The following is an 18,094-nucleotide window of genomic DNA, read 5'->3' as shown; positions in this document are numbered from 1 at the left end:
CTAAGGATATGGAAAGACATTATTTGAAAGGAAACACGATTTCTACCGGCCATAGCGACCCTAAAGGTAGAAACAGCAGGCAATATGTAGTCAGTGAAATTACTCTTAATGGGCAGCTTGTTGGCGTCGGCATATATTATGATGGTTCGGACGAACTTCGGGCAGCGGTCGTAGCAAACGAACAAGGTCAAGGCGTAGAAATCCGGAATTTGCATGATGAGCACTACCCTGAGGCGCAGTCAGACGACGACCTCGCCACACTATGGCCACTCTATGAAAAACTGGTCAGATAGTCAGTACCACTCTGTACTCTGCGTTGTATTGCTTTTGGCAATCATTGGAAGCGCAGATATTACCGTACTATGTTTTCATATATGCTGGACGCTGCGGATCATAGCGTCCAGCATATACGAAAATTCATTTTTAGCTTTTGTGACTGCTAATGTTCATGCCCTCCGGTATTGCTCATCTTGGCATTGATGAAAAAGCCCCCGTTAACTACGATCCTTGTTTGCTGCGGAATTTCCCGCATGGGAGTAATCGCCGTGTATCCGATTGCAGAAACACCCTTCTGCACTTCAATTTTTTCAAAGTTTATACTTTTTCCTTGTGCAGCTGCATGCTTTGCTGCTTCCATTTCGTTTTTATGTGCATGTTTTGATTCCCCTTCATCATGGCTATGGGCATGTTCATCATGGTCTTCATGGGCTCCGGCCGGCTTACTGGTTTCGATAAAAATATAATATTTGCCGTCCGCCTCGACGATAGCGCTATTGGGTACCGCCGGTGTTGTCACCTCGTTAATACCAATTATCCCCGTGATGTTCATCCCGTCGATCAGACCGACTTTACTGCCGATCACCGTGCTATGCACAGCAATGGTCTTACTCTCGTTCTCAAACGACGAACCTATGGTAAATACCTTGGCTGAATAGGTTTTGTCCGGATTGTTGGTCAGCTGAAAGTGGATGATCTGGCCGACTTTGATTAAAGGGAGATCCTTTTCAAAGACTTGAAGATCCAAATGCAACAAACTATTGTCCACAATCTCGATAACAGGGGACGACACATCAACATAACTACCGATCTTAGCAAACACATTGCTTACTGTCCCACTAATCGGACTGGTTACCACCAAAGAAGTCTTCAGATTTGACAAGTTGACATGGCTTGGGTTAATACCCATCAGCTGAATTTGTTGCTGCAACGAGGCCTTTCTCGCACGCAGGCTATTGAATTCAGCTGTCGCTGCCTGTAAATTTTTTCTCGCGCCTGCATTCCCTGCGTTTAATTCTTCTTGACGGGCCATCTCCTGCGCCGCAAGTGTAATCTTACTTTCTAAAGCAACATACTCTTCCTGAAGCTGTACAAATTGTGGGTTGATGATTGTAGCGACCACCTGCCCTTTGCGAACAATATCACCCAGTTGAACGTTTAACGTTTTTATCACTCCGCCATATAAGGAAGTCGCATTTGCCTTGTTATTATTTGGCACACTCAACAGGCCGTTGGCTTTAATGGTCGTTTCAAGTTGTTTTTGTTCAATATTTCCAAAGGTGATGCCCACAGATTCTATCTGCTGTTCGTTGAGAGCTGTAACCGTCTCCGTCCCTTCTTCATGGCCTTCACCTCCACCTGCTTCAGTCGCGTTGTCCTGTGTATGTCCCTCGTCCCCCAGACGCGATGGCCCGCAGCTAAACAAAAGACTGCTGACCATAATTGCAAAAAATATACTGATTATACCTTTCATTGTACCTTTTATTTATTGTTGATGTAATTGTACTGAATTGCTGATTGATTATATTGATTGAGCACGTCTAAGTAATTTTGTCTAATCCCGATGGCCTGACTCAGAAACTGGCTCATCTCCCCAAAACTTATTTCACCAGTTCTATAACCTAGACTCGCGGCCTTTATAATAGCATCGGCCTGTTTGAGACCCGAAGTTTCATAAAATTTCAGCACAGCAGCATTCTTCTCGATTTCTGCCCAAGCGTTTATCTTATTTGTCTCAAACAGCTGCCTGTCGTATTCAAGTTGTCTTTGCTGCGCCTCCATTTCTGCCGTGGCAGCCTTTATCTTGTTGCGGTTGGCTCCTTGACCAAATACCGGAAAGGATGCGGCAACCGAGAACCCCGTAAATGGATCTTTTGCCCCCCAAAGTCGCTGCGAAAAAAAACGTCCGGAAAACTCGGGTTTATTTGTATTTTTTTGAACCGCGATGTTAGCCGAAGCGATAGCTACATTTTGCTGTTGCCGGGCTACAACGGGATGTGTCATACCCTCTAGGCTATTCTGTTCATCCTTTTCCACGTTGATTTTTTCCAGAGATCGATTTACAGGAAGCAACCATTCATTTCGGTTGAGCAACATCATCAATTGCTGTTGCTGAACGACCATATCCTTCTTATTTTGAATAATTTGTGCCTGCAATTCTCTCAAGCGCACCTCGGCAGCCATTTTATCCAATGCTGCAACATCGCCGGTTCTGAAGCGGAGCTCCGTCGCTTTGAACATGGCGGAATAAATGCTATCCAGTTCCACATACAGCTTTTGCCTGTCCTGCAAATACCAGAGTTGGAAATACGCATTACGTACTTCTTTCTTGATATTGGCGTCAAGCACAGCAGTATTGAGCTTCGCGTATTCTAGCTGCTGCCTGAAATAGGCTTTCCGCGCCGTATACAGACCGGGCCAGGCAATGCTCTGCGTAACCCCTATTTTCATAATTCCAGCTTTGTCGCTGGGACGATAATCCTCATTTTCTACAAAAATGCCTGTCTTTGGAATTTCGTTTGCCGTTTTGACAGTATAACCTGCACCTTCGATCTCTGCTTGGTTGACCTGATATTGTCGGTTACTTTTGAGCGCGATCTCGATCGCGTTTTGAAGGTCGATCCGTTCCTGGGAAATTGCATTAAAACTGTTAGCACACAACATAAAAATCAACACGATTCCCATGCTGCTGCCTATATTTCTTTTTTTCATATGTCTTGCGGAATTAAAAATTAGATACAACAAGGGCAGCACAAAGAGTGTCAGAAAAGTCGCTGACACAAGCCCTCCAATCACTACTGTAGCTAATGGCTTCTGCACTTCGGCACCTGCTCCCGTGCTCACCGCCATGGGCAAAAAACCCAGTGAAGCCACGGTGGCTGTCATCAGCACCGGCCGCAGCCTCGTCCGCGTGCCTTCTTTGATCCGCTGAAGAATATCATCCATCCCCTCCTTCTTCAATTGGTTGAAAGTGCCGATCAACACAATACCGTTCAGAACGGCTACGCCGAACAGGGCGATAAAACCGATTCCGGCACTGATACTGAATGGCATCCCTCGAAGCAGCAGTGCAAAAACACCTCCGATGGCACTCATTGGAATTGCAGTAAATATCAGCATCGCTTGCTTAAAAGAATGAAAAGTGAAATATAAGAGCATAAAGATCAGCAACAGTGACACCGGGACAGCAATCATCAACCGGGCGCTGGCTTTCTGGAGGTTCTCAAACTGACCGCCATACGTAATGTAGTATCCTGCCGGCAGCCTCACTTGAGTGGACAGCCGTTGCTGAATATCTTTGACGACACTTTCCACGTCCCTCCCGGCTACGTTAAACCCGATAACGATCCTTCTTTTTCCTGCTTCTCTGCTGATCTGTGCGGGCCCAAGCTTATAGTCTATTAACGCTACCTGTGACAGCGGGATCTGGATACCTGTATCCGTTGGAATCATCAGACTACGCACATCGTCGATACTGCTCCTATGCGTCGAATCAAGACGTACCACGAGATCAAAGCGACGTTCATTTTCATAGATCTGCCCCGCACTTTTACCCGCAAACGCGGTACTGACCACGTCGTTGACATCCTGTATAGTCAAACCGTAGTTGGCGATACGCGTACGGTCATAGACAATATTGATCTGTGGCAGACCAGATACACGCTCGACCTGCGGCGATGTTGCTCCGCGCACGACTTGGATCTGTGCCGCGACCTCATCAGCATAAGAAGCCAACGAGTCGATGTTCTCTCCAAAAATTTTGACCGCCACATCCTGCCGGATTCCAGTCATGAGCTCGTTAAAACGCATCTGTATTGGCTGGTTCTTTTCAAAAAAGACACCGGGTATAACTCCCAGCTTTTCAAGGATGTCGCCCCCCAGCTCATCATAGCTACGGCCTGACTTCCATTCTTTCTGAGGTTTGAGCACTACCATTAGATCAGTTGCTTCCGGTGGCATAGGGTCTGTGGGAACCTCCGCTGCGCCTGTTTTTCCCACCACCATTTTTACTTCATCAAAGCTTTTAATAATTCGGGAAGCCTGCATGGAAGTTTCGATACTTTGCGACAATGAACTTCCCTGAGGTAATATGCAGTGGAAGGCGTAATCTCCTTCCTGAAGCTGCGGGATAAATTCGCCCCCCATATTCTTGAAAAAAAATAGGCATATCGCAAACAGACCAACCGTCAGACCAACGATTATATACTTGAACCGAATAGCTTGCTGGAGCAAGGGTTCGTAGACCCGCTGGAGGCTCCCGACCAGTTTGTCGCTCAACGTTTTCTTATCATGGTGTCGTTTCGGCAGAAATAATGCACACATCATTGGAATATAGGTAAGCGAGAGTATCAGTGCCCCCAAAATCGCGAAGCTGACCGTCTGCGCCATCGGACGGAACATTTTTCCTTCTACACCCACGAGCGTCAGTATGGGTATATAAACGATCAGAATAATTATCTCGCCGAAAGCGGCACTGGTACGGATCTTGGACGCCGACTCAAGCACCTCATGGTCCATTTGGGCCTGTGTCAGTTTTTCGGTCGACTTCCGTAACCCCAGGTGATGAAGGGTGGCCTCCACGACGATCACTGCTCCGTCTACAATAAGCCCAAAATCAATGGCGCCCAAACTCATTAAATTGGCGCTCACACCAAAAACGTTCATTAGTCCTAGTGCAAACAGCAATGACAGGGGAATCGCGGATGCTACAATGAGGCCTGCGCGAAGATTTCCCAAAAACAGCACCAGAACGAATATCACAATCAAGGCACCTTCGATTAGATTTTTCTCGACTGTACCAATAGCACGGTTAACGAGATCCGTTCGGTCGAGATATGGTTCGATGACGATATCCTCGGGCAGCGATTTTTGAATTGTTGGCAATTTTTCTTTTACTCGTTTAACCACCTCATTGCTATTCTCACCTTTCAGCATCATGACGACTCCACCAACCGCATCAACCTCGCCATTATAGGTCAATGCGCCATAACGTACGGCATGTCCGAATCGGACTTCAGCGACATCTTTAATATATACGGGAACTGCACCCGACTTTTTAACCGCGATATTCCGAACATCTTCCAATGAGGTTGCTAGACCGATACCGCGGATAAAATAGGCATTTGGCTTCTTGTCAATATATGCGCCGCCCGTATTCTGATTGTTCTTTTCTAATGCTGTAAAGATCTCAGGGATTGTGATATTCATAGCTTTAAGGCGGTTAGGATCAACGGCTACTTCATATTGCTTCAGTTCACCTCCAAAACTATTCACCTCCGCTATACCCGGCGTGCCGTACAACTGCCTAGCCACGATCCAATCCTGCATCGTCCGGAGATCTTTGGCATCGTACTTATGCTCGCTCCCTTTTTTGGGATGGATGATATACTGATAGACCTCACCTAGTCCCGTGCTCACCGGGGCTAGTTCAGGCTTTCCGATTCCGGGCGGGATTTCATCCACTGCTTCTTTTAACCTCTCATCAATAAGTTGCCTGGCAAAATAAACATCCACCTCTTCCTGGAAGACCACGGTGATAACCGAGAGTCCAAAACGGGAGATACTCCTGATCTCTTCTATCTTCGGAACGGTGGCGATGCGTTGTTCAATAGGAAACGTAACAAGCTGTTCGACTTCCTGACCGGCAAGAGTGGGGCAAGAAGTAAAAATCTGTACTTGATTGTTTGTGATGTCAGGCACAGCATCTATAGGTAATTTGCTGGCACTCCATGCACCCCATATAATAAGTAATAAGGTCATCATACCAATGACGATCTTATTGCGGATACTAAATTTAATTATACTATCTAACACGATTTATCTGATTAATGCTTAATTATGAGACCGTAAAAATCTCATTTCTTGTAATAAGTAGACTGCGAAACGGCACAAACAAAAAGCGAATCGGAAGAAAACTTTCCGACAGGCTTCGCCATTTGCAATAGTCAAGAATAAATTAAGTATTAATTTTAGGCGGCTGCCAAATCGTTCCGAAGTAGTTGGAAACAACAGTGCTATTGAAGACAGGCATGCGGTTGTCAAAATAGATGGTGACCGGGATGCCGTCAATTCGGGGAAGCTGATATTCGAAAACCGTTATATTTCCACTACAGCAATTGCAGTAACAAAAAATGGAACAGGCGTCATTATCCTCTTCATGGGTATGTGAATGGCTTACCTGCATTTCCAGACTCTCCTCGATACCTGGGCTCGTATCGCTACACGGAACAAAAGAAAGTCCCAGAATATAGGTGATCAGTATGAAAACTATTAGCCTCATCGTAAAGACAAATGTATAAAAATATTTTAAAAATTCGTCCTTCGATCGCTTTTCTTCATTTATTCATGCCGGAAATCTGTCACTAAGTTATAGGCTTGTTTGCAAGATAATTACTATGGCCCTCCCAAAAAAGGCGCTTGTCGAAATAGACAAACGCCTTTATATCCAAAGACATCTACGCTAACACTTTCTGAAGACGCTGCGGGAATTCATCTATTCTGGAAATGCTCAGTTGCTTCATTACCTGAAACAGGTGCGCCTTAAACATATTGATCGTATGATCTCCGCCTGCATTGCCCAAAGCACCAACGCCATACATAAATGGCCTTCCCATAAAATTAAATTCAGACCCCACAGCATGCGCCCGGGCTAAATCCACTCCCGAACGGATCCCTCCATCCAGCATGATCTTTAACTTGCTCCTGTACTCCGGATTAGCAGCTAAATGGATCAGTGAGTTGATGGACGACTCGCTGGCATCCAGCTGCCGGCCGCCGTGATTGGATACAATTACTCCGTCCACTCCCAAGGCTATTGCAGCTTGCATATCTTCATCTGTAGCGATACCTTTCAATACTAGGGGGCCTTTCCAAAGATCTCGTATGGCTCGAATCTTTTCCACATCCACTTTACCTGTAAAAGTCCGATTCATAAATTGTCCCAATTGCGCAAGATCTAGTCCTTTATCCATATAAGGCTTCAATGTTGCAAAAGAAGGAATACCATTGCGGAGTGTTTCGATGCCCCAGGTGGGGCACGCAAAAGCTTGTAGAATATTCGTAATATTCATCTTCGGTGGCATCGAAAGTCCGCTTTTGATTTCCTTATAACGGAGCCCAAAAGCAGGGACATCTACCAGCACCACAAGCACAGGACATTCCACCTCCTTCAAACGACGCAAAATATCGTCGCGCAGCGTGTTCTCGGTCGGATGGTACAGCTGAAACCAGGCCTTTCCCTCTGACACCTCCGCAATCCTTTCGATACTGCTTGTCGATACCGTGCTCAAAATATACGGTATATCATTTCTGGCAGCTGCTTTCGCCAAAATCTCTGGTGCATTAGGCCACATCAGTCCCTGCAGTCCAATCGGCGAGACGCCAAATGGTGCACTGTAACGACGGCCGAAAAGCTCGACAGACAGATCAATATCACCACTAGCCCGCAAATACTGAGGCTTTAGCAATATCTGGTCAAAATCGTTTTCATTGCGTGCAAGGTTAAGTTCTTCATTGGCCCCTCCGATCAAATAGTCAAATGCAAACTTGGGAATCCTCTTCTTTGCCCGTTTTCTTAAATCTTCTACGGAAGGGAATCGTGTATCATACGTAAACTTCTGGCTCATGATAATTGTGTTATTTAATTTGGCAGTCGTTTCTCTGCTCGCTTAATATAGTTAAACTTTAAATGTTGTTATTCAGCTGGCTAATTTAACCTTTTCGGCGGAAGGCCGCATCCTGCACTCACCTACCTACCGGTTACCCATCTCCCACGGCAGCTAATTTACTGTTCAGTTCATTGGATTGCTACGCCTACATTGCTCAATTTACACACTATATTAACAGATTTTTATCCTTTCTTTTATTTTGGCGCCAAAATAAGCTATATTTAAACACGACTTAAGTGTAACATTACTGCTTGTATGAAACCCATTTTCGCGAAGATACTAGATGGCGGAGAAATAGCAACCTTTGCTACAAAAGAGGTGTGCAGGCCTTTCTTTTCCACGGAATTCCATTTCCATAGTGCCTGTCAGATGACGTATATTGTGCAAAGTGAAGGGACACGAATTATTGGCGACAGTATAGACCGTTTTGCAAGCGGTGAACTGACTTTTGTAGGTCCCGATCTGCCGCATGTATGGCATAACGGACAAAACCAGCACGCGATTGTTGCCGGTTCGCACTCCTTGACCCTTTATATCGAACCGGCTCCCATCATTGAAGCCTTCGGCAAGTTTTTCAAGACACACAAAATTGAATCCTTTTTGGCTTCATCAAAAAGAGGCATTCTCTTCCATGGCAAGACCAAAGAACTCCTGAAGGAAAAACTCGAGCAGATTGCTAAGTTGGATTACGGGTTCGAAAAAACCATTTTACTTTTAGAGATGATTGAAATAATGGTCCATTCGGGGGAATTCGAATATATTTGCAGCCCCGGTTATACGCACCGATACAATCCTGTGGACAATGAAAAGATAGACCGGATATTTAAATATGTATTTAATAACTTTAGCAGAGAAATCACCTTGGACCAAGTTGCGAAGATGTCCAGTATGTCAAAGCATTCGTTTTGCCGGTATTTCAGAACACGCACACAAAAGACCTTCGTGCAATTTGTGAATGAAGTCCGTATAAGCGAAGCGTGTCGTCTGATCGCTGAAGACGGATTACAGATCACCAATATCGCATATACCTGTGGATTCAACAGTTTGTCCAACTTCAACAAAATTTTCAAATCTATCAAAGGCATTACGCCCAGCAAATATAGAACTCACTTAAGCGAATAAATCGTTGCCGATGATAAATCACTCACGGCAGGTCCATTCAGCAATTTACCGTCAATATCAAAGCGAGAACCGTGGCAAGGGCAATCCCATGATTTTTCTGCGGGGTTCCAGTTTACCATACAGCCCATATGGGGGCAAGTGGGCGACAATAGATGTAACATTCCCGTTTGGTCCCGGTATACGGCTATTTGCTCATTATGATAGGACACCACTTTACCTTCATTGAGCTGTATATCTTTGAAATGGTCTAATTCCTCTGCCGACAGCTTATCTTTGATAAAGTGGCCGGAAGCATTGATGCCTTCTGAAATTACGCTTTTTGCACTGGCTATGGGCTTGATCCGTCCTGGCGATAGCACTTTACTCAAAGCGGTTTCTTTGCCAGCGATAAGGTCAGGAATGATCAGTGCTGCCATGGAGCCAAAGGTCATTCCATTGCCACCGTAGCCCGTCGATATGTAGATATTGCTCTCGTGCGGCATCCGTCCAATATAAGGCAGTCCGTCGGCAGAGACGTAATATTGTGACGACCATTTTGCTACGAATTCCCCATCGGGGAAATGTGTACTCACATATTGCTGCAGTTCGTCGAAGTGTTTTTCGGTGTCCTGGTCATCACCTGTCTTGTGGTCGAATCCGCCGGCAATAAGGTAGTAATCCTTTCCTGATCGGTGGTAGCGACAATAATGATATGGATCATAAAGGTCAGCAGCCTGACCAAGCTGCTGGGGCTGATTTCGGAGTTTTAACGCGAGTGCGTAGCTTCGGTAGGGCGCCAGCAAAATACTAAAGCGATTTTTCCCAGGAGGAATATGGGTGGCCCAAATTAGATCTTTTGCAGTAAATGTACGTCCATCTTCCGCTTTTAATGTGATCAGCCCGTTGCTGTTTTTAAAGTCTTTGACACGCTGCTGAACCAACAGCGCTCCCCCAGCCTTGATATATGCATGCAACATACCATTAAGATACTTTAATGGATGAAACTGTGCCTGTCCCTCAATGCGAATTGCTTTTTCAAACGGTAGATTGAATGGAATATTACTTGTTTCAACAGTTTTTACGCCCAAGTTTCGATGTGCTTTCAGTATTTTGTCCAATTGCTCGTTTTGCTGTTTCTCGGCACTAAATAAAAAAAAATCGCATTCGGCAAAATCACAGTCTATAGCGTAGGTTCGGACATTGTCGTGGATATACGTTAACGTATTCTGCGCGCTATCGGCAAGTAACTGCGCTCCCTGCTGTCCAAAATTGTTGATAATTTCGTCATAGGAAGCATCGAAAAAGTTATTAATGTGGGCAGTGGTCCCTCCTGTCGTACCAAAACCCGGAGTTTCTTTCTCGATCAGAAGACAGTGAATACCTTTATTTTGCAGTTCTAACGCCAGCGTCACACCTGTAATGCCTGCGCCGACGATAATAGTATCGTATGCCGATTCTTTTGCATGATAACGAAAATCATATTCTGGAGCTTTCTGCCAGAAGCTACTGTTAAAGCCGTCACGTTTCATAGACTAATCAATTTTAAAAGGCCGGGAAAATGGAACCCCAGCCTTTCGTGGTATAATTCATTATGGTTTGCGGAAATTGAACCCATACTGCGATACTATAGTTTGCCGAATAAATACGTAAAAAAAACAAGAAATACGCCTTCGCTTGCCGGTCAAAACCTTCCTATTTCAAATCATGTTCCTATAAAAAATAAGAATAGACTTAGAACGATAATCATGAAAAGCGACGCGAAAGACTACCTCGATGCAATCACTCCTACGTGGGTGAAGGGTAAAAAAATATTGGTCACAGGTGGCACAACTGGAATTGGGCGAGCAACAGCACTTCTGCTCGCTGCGCTCGGCAATGATATATTCGTCTGCGGACATCACGAGCAACAGCTGGAAGACACATTGCGCGACTATGAAAAGTTTGAGATGGCGGGATCGCTGCGCGGGATTGTGGTAGATCTCGCCACTCAAGAAGGGATTGAAAAGCTTTTCAAGGAATTTGACGATCAATATGACCAGCTGGATATATTGATTAACAATGCGGCAATTGCTTTTCAGTCTGTCAAAGACGGTAGCTATACGGACCAGGATTATTTGCTTCGGACAAATATTCTCGGGTATCTCGCCTGTGCCCGTTCAGCATTAATTCGGATGGAACCTCGCGGTGCTGGGCATATCGTAAACGTAGGTTCGATGAGTGCGGACGTTCGGGAGGCGCAAAGTTCCGTATACGTCTGCTCCAAAGGTGCTATTCAGGCATTTACCGAATCTCTTCGTAAAGAAGTCAATCCGAAGGGAATCCAGGTGTCGCTAATTGAACCCGGCGCGGTCGGTACTGATATGCAACCTTATCCACCGGAAGAGCAACAACAAAAGATTGACGATATGGAAATGCTGTACGCCGAAGATATCGCGCGCGCAATAGCTTTTATCGTGTCGCAGCCTATACGGACAGGAGTTGTAGCCATGCAGGTAAAACCACTGTTGCAGATTATATAACCAGTTTAATTACTGCACATCAACGCGCTGTTGTCAAAGACTATTGGATATTTAATAGGAATTTTGAACCTATAACTTGTGTTATAGACGTCCCATCACTGTCTACAGGCTAAACAATGTAAATAATGAAAAAGAACAAAAATAAGAAAAACTTGTTCGAGCGATTTTCAAATTGGGCAACCCATGCCACTGGTAGTTCCGCCGCCTTTATTTTGGCGACCTCTACCGTGATTATCTGGGCAATAAGTGGTCCCGTATTCAATTATTCCGAAACTTGGCAGCTCGTCATCAACACAGGGACAACTATTGTCACCTTTTTAATGGTTTTTCTAATACAGAAATCGCAGAATAAGGACTCCAAAGCAATCCATTTAAAACTTAATGAGCTGATTGCTTCGCACCAGGGGACCAGTAATCGTATGGTTAACCTCGAAGATCTAAGCGAAAACGAACTGGACCAACTTGCAAAATTCTATTCGCATATCGCGGAATTAGCATTAAAGGAAAACGACCTAACCTGCACGCACTCCATCGATGCAGCACGTGAAAATCACGATTCCAAAAGGAAAAGAAGACAAGGCGCTAGTCAAGATATGGATGTAGTATCAAAAGCAGATAAGTCCGGTACATCGACCAGAAAAAATGGCTGAGGTGCCTGTATTAGATGAGTAGTTTAGAAAGGGACCATCCGTAACGTAGGACGGTCCCTTCATTTTCCATTTTACTTACCAAAGTGGTGACTTAAATTTTAATCGTGCCCTTCAGTTTTCACAATTTTATTGTAAATTCCTAACAATAAAAATGGCGCTGCCCATTGGCCGACGAATAATGCAGTCTTGTCATTAGCCATGCATTTGAGCGCTGCTGACACGCCCATGGCAACCAATGCTGCGCCCAAAAATAACGTGGACGGTACCTTCGAAGTCTGCTGTTCTATTTTTTTGGTAATTTCACCTTCATTTCCTGTAGTTAATGCCATAATATCGATGTTTAAAGTTTAAAAATATTGTTTATTCTATGATCTATTTAATTCTGGAAGCGCAGCGGTCTCCGATCATTGCGCTTCTTGCGTTAAGCTCTGTGAGTTGAACAATAAGTTTACTGTTTTGGTTTACTGAATTCACTATAATGATTCAGATCACGCATATTTCGCTTTCGCAAAGTAAAAACACGTTCTAAAGGCAAGTATACCTCTTCGCTGCAGCTTTTTTTTCGTATAAATCAAATTGGAATGCGTACTTATTCGCTTAACCATATGTTGGTTACTTTCGTTCAATAGGTAGAACCAAATGTCAAGAACCATGAATAAAACAGAGATCGAACAACAAAAGCACCAAGGAGTGCCTGTTATTGCAGCAGCTATTGTATCTCAGCCTGGACCGGAAGACTTTCCCGGCGAAATACCCAACCAGCCGGAAGAGGAACTGCCAGAAAACGACCCCAACAAACAGCCCGAAATACCTGATGAGGATGACTTGGGATTTGATGAGGAGGTAGGAATTGAAGGTGAGAATGCATTTCCTGAAATCGACCAAGAAGAATGGGATCAGAGCGCTAATGATGCTGAGGGACTACCTTCTGAACCGATGTCCCCACCGTCAGACTTAGACGAAACTACTATTTAAGGGATTGACGACATGTAATGGGTTATGACGGATCTCGTCATAACCCGTTCCGGCTTGCCAGCATTCAATTGTCCAGTTATTTTTCTAAACCAATAGCTTGTTCTGGAAGCCAAAACGAACTAAACCGGCTGTGTTCTTTGATTTGGTTTTTTCAATGAGCTGCTGCCGGTGTCCTTCTACCGTGCGCTTGCTTAAAAAGATCTGATCTGCAATCTCTGCATTTGTATATCCTTGGGCGATCAGCTCTAAAACCAGCATGTCGCGTTCTGAAATGTCGTATCTGGCCATCACTTGCGCTCTGTCAGCTTCTGTAGGTGTAAACTGCACGGAATTACTGATCAGATTGATGCTTAAAGCCGAACTGATGTAACGGATGCCGCGTTGTACTTGCTGGATACCAAATAAAATTTCTTCGGCATGCGAACTTTTAAGCAAATAGCCGTCAGCACAGCTACTTAGGGCTTCCTGTACGGTAAAGAACTTATCATCCATTGACAACACAATTAACTTTACTTCAGCATATTGCTGCTTCACTTGCTGAATAAACTGGATGCTGCTCATACCGTCCATATGAATATCGGTCAAGATCACATCCGGATGTACACCTTGAGCCAAATAGGCTAAAGCAGCTTGCCCATTTTCTGCTTCTGCAATCACAGTTATATCTTTTTGAGCTTCTAAAATCAATCGGAAACCGGACCGTACCAGCCTATGGTCATCTACCAAAACTAATTGCGTCATAGTTTGCTATACTTTTATATAATAAGTGGATTTTTCAACAAAAACAGCCTTCGGTTAAAAATAGTTTTGGAAAAAGCAACTTCGTTATTCATGAGTTTCAATGACAATTCATCGGCCCGATTAAGAATTTCTACGCATCGAAAACGTATCCATGGCGAATACTGCTTGAAATACGCAAAATTCCGCTTCCTCAAACACAACTTTCTTGATGCTTGTTCCTATTGCGAATAGACAAACAAAACAGAAGCATATGTTTACATCCATTGTAATTGGCATCGTATTTATCCTGGTGGCGACCTATATCATAATCCATTATAGGCGCAAAGGGAATGACACGCGAACTAAAAGAAATCGTTAATAATTAATAATTAGTATCATGAAAACCATTTTAAAAACTCTCGGCTTATGCATGGCCATTTTCGCCTGGGCCATGGTTGCCAAGGCGCAGGACACTGCAGCGACCACCGGCGCACAACAAGGTGATCTGGATTTTGCAAGCAAGGCTACCGCCAGCAACAATTTTGAATTACAGGCAGCCAATATTGCACTGAGCAAATCCCAGAATCAGAATATAAAGCATTATGCACAGATGATCGTTGATGATCATACCGCCGCCGGCAATGAATTATCCACGTTGGTAAAAAACAAAAACTGGCAGTTGAATACAGCTGACGATCAGAATTATAAAGATATGATCGATAAGCTGAATAATGCTGACGCCGCAACTTTTGACAGTGTATATACTGACATGATGGTAAAAAGCCATCAGGATGCCATTAATCTTTTTAAAGATGCCAACACAGGCACGGCTACTACCGATGCCGACTTACGAAAATTTGCCGGCGATAAGGTGCCTAGGTTCGAAAAACATCTAGATCAGATAAAAACTATAAAACCGACATCCAGCACAATGCCCAACGGGGGTACGTCTAACAGCAGTATCCCAGGCATACCGACGCCAGGAAAAACCAAGATTCCAAAGCCCACATTGAAATAATATCATAATTACTCCACCTTTCCAATTCGGGGACAAAGCCAATAGCTTTGTCCTCCAACTTATTAAATATATTTGGTATGGAACAGACATTTGACTATATTCATGAGCTCCTCAACAGACAAATGGCGCTCCGCGCAAAAATTGAAGCCAGCCCTATTGCTGGTGAGCTAGAATTGTCGTATAACAACGATTACTATCAGGAAGAAGCCAGAAGTATGGGGCTCGCCATGATCCGCGATGGTTTTGGCGATGAGGGCGAACAGTTAATACTTGATTTCACCAACGAACACTATCCCGACCGCGTAGAGGACGAGCGCATCTGGATTAAAAAGATGATGCGTTACCTGAATGCCATTACGGATACATTGATCGATAACTTTCACGCCGAAGGTTACAAATGGTTACAGGGAAATGTAGACATGCCTAACGAAAATGCTATCTTCTACCCAATTCACGAACTGAATGCTGCCAGCCTCCAGTCTTTTGAGCTCGGTCTCAATACCGTGGTGGACCTCAGGCAAGCAAATGAAGTCGAACAGCTACAAGGCTGGGCTTACTACCGATCAGAAGAGTGATCAATGCCGTAAAGATCTTTAAGCAGAGCTTACTTTGGAATCATCCACCGCAGCTTCTGCTTTGATCTGTTCCAAAAACTTGCTCCTGAAATTTTCTATTTGCTGTACATTGTGAATGCCGACCTGCACGAACAGTACGTAAGCATCGCCGGCGATATCTTTTGTAAGTATTTTAATCGGTACGGTACGATCTATTTCCTGAAATGTATGAATACAGTTTTCGAGCCAACTTTTCCATTTTTCAATGTGCCGCGCGGTCGTGAATGTTAGCTGCAAATTTAAACGGATATCGGACTCTTCAAACGTCCAGTTCACGAGCCTGCCTGAAAGCAGGTCCCCATTTGGAATGATGACCTGAGCGCCTTGATCAGTAAGCAAGGTACTGGATCGGATGCCCACTTGTTTGACTTGTCCTTTTTTATCTGCCAACTCGATATAGTCCCCGACTTTAAACGGGCGTTCAAACACCAGGATAACGCCCGAAACAAAATTATTAATGATATTCTGCAGTCCCAGCCCGATTCCGACACTGAGTGCCCCTACAATGACGGTCAGCTTATCTATGCCAAGGCCCAAAATTCGGATTCCGATCAAAAAACCTATGATAAAAACAAGTACCCGTACCAACGGCAAAAGAGCTATTCGACGTTGGTTGTTTTGCGCCCCAGGCTGATCCAGCAACTCTTTAAGATTTTTTTGGATCCAGTTTGCCATGGCCACAACAGCAACGGCTAGCAAAACATCGCCATAGGTATAGGTAATGCTCCCGATATGATGGCTGGTGTTTAGCAGATGCTCCACTACGCGACGTACTTCGCTGGTCAGATGCAGGGAATTTGTCCACACAATAATGACTAGGATAATGGTAAAAAGGTGCGTTATCCGACGAACTGTGGCAATAAGCCGAAATTTGTCCAATCTGCGTACAAATCGGTCTGCCTCGGCATTTTCGTAAGAATTGAGCACATCATGCGCCAGCATATCCCGGAAGCCACGCAAAGACAACGCTTGCAGCAGTCCGATTCCACCAGCAATAGCACATGTCCGTGCAAGATTCATAAAGCCCGCAATATGAAATATCACAGATAGCGATATGATTACCAATAATGCCCATCGGGATAAACGATTCAGATGATCAAGCGGATTCTGATTTGCGGTCTTCCGCCCCAGCGCCCATATCAGGCCGATCCCAAAAATATTAACAATGACGGATAAACTTCTCGTGAACAGATCCGTCCCAAGCAACAAGTTGACTATCAGAAGTGCGATATAATACAAGAAGACCAGGCGCATCACCCTGATCTTAAACGTCGGCAGCTCGGAGCGCGTCAAAAGATACAAGAAACTAAAGATCAAGAGGTAGCTCAGTTCCAGTACAAGTACTGGAATCCGGAAAGAGGTCAACGGCAGTGCAATCAGGAAAAAGACACCCAATTTTAGGATCGGAATCCACCAGGGCTGATTGCGATGAAGCGGTAGCCGCTCGCTTCGTCCAACATCCTGCCGGCGCATCCGATAAAGCCAATAAAGGTATGCCAAGCTAACCAAAAGTAGTAAAAAGCGGCCGTCCCAAGCTTGATCAACATAAGGCATGGAGAGGCCATCCTGCTCAAGATTTTTATGCATAAGCGCGAGCCATCGCCCCCAGAACGGATCACTACGCTCAGATTGAAGCAGCTGCTGTTGCTGCCGCACTCTCATAGCTAGTTCAGCTAAATCCATCTGCAATGCTTCTGCTTCCTGATCCAATACCGTAGCGCTGTCTTGGACAGCCCGCCACACTGTGGCTGTCGAATCTTGGGGTATGGTCTGGTTACGAAATAACTTGATCTTATGTTGCAGTCTATTAAGATTCGGCAGCATACGGTCGATGTACTCCCCCGCTTGCCTCGGTGTTGATTGATCCTGCTGCTGCCTTTGCCACGCTACATTGCGCTTGACGCTATCTAGCCCCGCGTAGTACTTATCTAGCTGCTGTCGCCATTGCTGTAGATATCCGCGTGCCGTGGCGAGCGGATTCTCGGGAAGCGAATCTTTGAGAGTAGTCGTATCCGCCGAAAGCCGACTGCTGTCTTGTGCACGCACTGACGCAAAAAAGAGGCTAAGGTACAATATGCATCCTAGCCTCGTAAACAGTAATACTGAAATCCATATGTTGCGCATACTTCTTTTCTCCGTATCTATTCAGGTCGTGCAGGCGATGGCTGCCGCTGCAAACTGTCAGTCCTATCGTTCCCTAATGAGTCGTTAGTGGACATACCCGTGGTATCCACGTCAGGTGTCATGGATGAATCATACGTAGCATTGGAGTCAGCTCCTTTATTGCTGTTGTTGCCGCAGCCCCACAATCCGAGGAGTGCTAACAGAGTGAAAAAAACTTTTTTCATAAGTCTATCGTTCATTTTTAAATTTATTCGAAAGTTGAACAGTAATACAGCTCGAAAAGTTGTATCAAGAGGCATTTTAAGTAGTTAACAGATCAAAGTCGTACAACTACGTGGAGTAGTATCGGTCCTTATAAGGCCGTCGAATGCATCATGATGTAAACACTGGCCCACACGTACTACTACGACATAATGCGTATTAACTTGGA

16 protein-coding genes are annotated in these 18,094 nt (G+C 44.8%); 7 read left to right on the top strand and 9 right to left on the bottom strand.

Annotated features, from left to right (window positions below):
• Nucleotides 1-8 precede the first annotated feature (8 nt).
• The gene (locus K7A41_RS11780; RefSeq protein WP_028070286.1) at nucleotides 9-293 is read left to right on the top strand and encodes a hypothetical protein; all 285 of its coding nucleotides are present in this window, start codon (nucleotides 9-11) and stop codon (nucleotides 291-293) included.
• Nucleotides 294-439: 146 nt separating this feature from the next.
• Here K7A41_RS11780 and K7A41_RS11775 read toward each other — a convergent pair whose 3' ends face one another.
• From K7A41_RS11775 to K7A41_RS11760, 4 genes are all read right to left on the bottom strand, one after another.
• Nucleotides 440-1,750 (bottom strand): efflux RND transporter periplasmic adaptor subunit, encoded by a 1,311-nt coding sequence (locus K7A41_RS11775; protein ID WP_265713835.1) that lies wholly within the window; start codon nucleotides 1,748-1,750, stop codon nucleotides 440-442.
• Between the two features lie 8 nt (nucleotides 1,751-1,758).
• Nucleotides 1,759-6,090 carry a CusA/CzcA family heavy metal efflux RND transporter gene (locus tag K7A41_RS11770; protein WP_265713834.1) on the bottom strand — a complete coding sequence of 1,444 codons (4,332 nt, stop codon included), beginning with the start codon at nucleotides 6,088-6,090 and terminating at the stop codon, nucleotides 1,759-1,761.
• Between the two features lie 142 nt (nucleotides 6,091-6,232).
• The gene (locus K7A41_RS11765; RefSeq protein ID WP_028070283.1) at nucleotides 6,233-6,556 is read right to left on the bottom strand and encodes a DUF6660 family protein; all 324 of its coding nucleotides are present in this window, start codon (nucleotides 6,554-6,556) and stop codon (nucleotides 6,233-6,235) included.
• Between the two features lie 175 nt (nucleotides 6,557-6,731).
• Complete coding sequence (locus K7A41_RS11760) at nucleotides 6,732-7,901, bottom strand: alpha-hydroxy acid oxidase (RefSeq protein WP_028070282.1); 1,170 nt, start codon at nucleotides 7,899-7,901, stop codon at nucleotides 6,732-6,734.
• Between the two features lie 297 nt (nucleotides 7,902-8,198).
• Between K7A41_RS11760 and K7A41_RS11755 the strand changes: the two genes are divergently transcribed.
• Complete coding sequence (locus K7A41_RS11755; protein WP_028070281.1) at nucleotides 8,199-9,065, top strand: AraC family transcriptional regulator; 867 nt, start codon at nucleotides 8,199-8,201, stop codon at nucleotides 9,063-9,065.
• Here the strand turns inward: K7A41_RS11755 and K7A41_RS11750 are convergent.
• Nucleotides 9,050-10,573: an FAD-dependent oxidoreductase gene (locus K7A41_RS11750; RefSeq protein ID WP_265713833.1), complete on the bottom strand. Its 1,524-nt coding sequence runs from the start codon at nucleotides 10,571-10,573 to the stop codon at nucleotides 9,050-9,052. The genes K7A41_RS11755 and K7A41_RS11750 overlap by 16 nt on opposite strands.
• Nucleotides 10,574-10,789: 216 nt before the next feature.
• Here K7A41_RS11750 and K7A41_RS11745 point away from each other — a divergent pair, with 216 nt between their 5' ends.
• Both K7A41_RS11745 and K7A41_RS11740 read left to right on the top strand, forming a co-directional pair.
• Complete coding sequence (locus K7A41_RS11745; RefSeq protein ID WP_265713832.1) at nucleotides 10,790-11,563, top strand: SDR family oxidoreductase; 774 nt, start codon at nucleotides 10,790-10,792, stop codon at nucleotides 11,561-11,563.
• Between the two features lie 125 nt (nucleotides 11,564-11,688).
• A complete protein-coding gene (locus K7A41_RS11740) occupies nucleotides 11,689-12,213 on the top strand; it encodes a low affinity iron permease family protein (RefSeq protein WP_265713830.1) in 525 nt (174 codons plus the stop codon).
• A gap of 98 nt (nucleotides 12,214-12,311) precedes the next feature.
• Here K7A41_RS11740 and K7A41_RS11735 read toward each other — a convergent pair whose 3' ends face one another.
• Entirely contained in the window at nucleotides 12,312-12,542 is a 231-nt protein-coding gene (locus tag K7A41_RS11735; protein WP_028070277.1) for a hypothetical protein, read from the bottom strand.
• Between the two features lie 310 nt (nucleotides 12,543-12,852).
• Between K7A41_RS11735 and K7A41_RS11730 the strand changes: the two genes are divergently transcribed.
• Nucleotides 12,853-13,188, top strand: coding sequence for a hypothetical protein (locus tag K7A41_RS11730; protein WP_265713829.1), 336 nt, complete (start codon nucleotides 12,853-12,855; stop codon nucleotides 13,186-13,188).
• A gap of 84 nt (nucleotides 13,189-13,272) precedes the next feature.
• Here K7A41_RS11730 and K7A41_RS11725 read toward each other — a convergent pair whose 3' ends face one another.
• Complete coding sequence (locus K7A41_RS11725; RefSeq protein ID WP_265713828.1) at nucleotides 13,273-13,929, bottom strand: response regulator transcription factor; 657 nt, start codon at nucleotides 13,927-13,929, stop codon at nucleotides 13,273-13,275.
• Between the two features lie 376 nt (nucleotides 13,930-14,305).
• Here K7A41_RS11725 and K7A41_RS11720 point away from each other — a divergent pair, with 376 nt between their 5' ends.
• Nucleotides 14,306-14,926, top strand: a complete 621-nt coding sequence (locus tag K7A41_RS11720; RefSeq protein ID WP_265713827.1) for a DUF4142 domain-containing protein — start codon at nucleotides 14,306-14,308, stop codon at nucleotides 14,924-14,926.
• A gap of 77 nt (nucleotides 14,927-15,003) precedes the next feature.
• Nucleotides 15,004-15,501 carry a hypothetical protein gene (locus K7A41_RS11715; RefSeq protein ID WP_028070273.1) on the top strand — a complete coding sequence of 166 codons (498 nt, stop codon included), beginning with the start codon at nucleotides 15,004-15,006 and terminating at the stop codon, nucleotides 15,499-15,501.
• Nucleotides 15,502-15,519: 18 nt separating this feature from the next.
• On the opposite strand, the gene K7A41_RS11710 is transcribed toward K7A41_RS11715, so the two are convergent.
• Nucleotides 15,520-17,586: a mechanosensitive ion channel family protein gene (locus K7A41_RS11710; protein WP_265713826.1), complete on the bottom strand. Its 2,067-nt coding sequence runs from the start codon at nucleotides 17,584-17,586 to the stop codon at nucleotides 15,520-15,522.
• Between the two features lie 95 nt (nucleotides 17,587-17,681).
• On the bottom strand, nucleotides 17,682-17,903 hold the full coding sequence (locus tag K7A41_RS11705) for a hypothetical protein (RefSeq protein WP_138097022.1): 222 nt from the start codon (nucleotides 17,901-17,903) through the stop codon (nucleotides 17,682-17,684).
• Between the last annotated feature and the right edge of the window lie 191 nt (nucleotides 17,904-18,094).

The sequence above is a fragment of the Sphingobacterium sp. InxBP1 genome (genome assembly GCF_026191775.1).
Taxonomy (GTDB): domain Bacteria; phylum Bacteroidota; class Bacteroidia; order Sphingobacteriales; family Sphingobacteriaceae; genus Sphingobacterium; species Sphingobacterium thalpophilum.
The sequence above is the reverse complement of the archived record's forward strand: the minus strand, read 5'-3'. Positions and strand labels throughout refer to the sequence as shown.

What these genes read in the sequence shown, in the direction of transcription:
- K7A41_RS11715 (WP_028070273.1), top strand. Translation starts at nt 15,004, where the DNA reads ATGGAACAGACATTTGACTATATTCATGAGCTCCTCAACAGACAAATG.
- K7A41_RS11705 (WP_138097022.1), bottom strand. Translation starts at nt 17,903, where the DNA reads ATGAACGATAGACTTATGAAAAAAGTTTTTTTCACTCTGTTAGCACTC.
- K7A41_RS11755 (WP_028070281.1), top strand. Translation starts at nt 8,199, where the DNA reads ATGAAACCCATTTTCGCGAAGATACTAGATGGCGGAGAAATAGCAACC.
- K7A41_RS11760 (WP_028070282.1), bottom strand. Translation starts at nt 7,901, where the DNA reads ATGAGCCAGAAGTTTACGTATGATACACGATTCCCTTCCGTAGAAGAT.
- K7A41_RS11745 (WP_265713832.1), top strand. Translation starts at nt 10,790, where the DNA reads ATGAAAAGCGACGCGAAAGACTACCTCGATGCAATCACTCCTACGTGG.
- K7A41_RS11720 (WP_265713827.1), top strand. Translation starts at nt 14,306, where the DNA reads ATGAAAACCATTTTAAAAACTCTCGGCTTATGCATGGCCATTTTCGCC.
- K7A41_RS11730 (WP_265713829.1), top strand. Translation starts at nt 12,853, where the DNA reads ATGTCAAGAACCATGAATAAAACAGAGATCGAACAACAAAAGCACCAA.
- K7A41_RS11775 (WP_265713835.1), bottom strand. Translation starts at nt 1,750, where the DNA reads ATGAAAGGTATAATCAGTATATTTTTTGCAATTATGGTCAGCAGTCTT.
- K7A41_RS11735 (WP_028070277.1), bottom strand. Translation starts at nt 12,542, where the DNA reads ATGGCATTAACTACAGGAAATGAAGGTGAAATTACCAAAAAAATAGAA.
- K7A41_RS11750 (WP_265713833.1), bottom strand. Translation starts at nt 10,573, where the DNA reads ATGAAACGTGACGGCTTTAACAGTAGCTTCTGGCAGAAAGCTCCAGAA.
- K7A41_RS11780 (WP_028070286.1), top strand. Translation starts at nt 9, where the DNA reads ATGGAAAGACATTATTTGAAAGGAAACACGATTTCTACCGGCCATAGC.
- K7A41_RS11765 (WP_028070283.1), bottom strand. Translation starts at nt 6,556, where the DNA reads ATGAGGCTAATAGTTTTCATACTGATCACCTATATTCTGGGACTTTCT.
- K7A41_RS11725 (WP_265713828.1), bottom strand. Translation starts at nt 13,929, where the DNA reads ATGACGCAATTAGTTTTGGTAGATGACCATAGGCTGGTACGGTCCGGT.
- K7A41_RS11740 (WP_265713830.1), top strand. Translation starts at nt 11,689, where the DNA reads ATGAAAAAGAACAAAAATAAGAAAAACTTGTTCGAGCGATTTTCAAAT.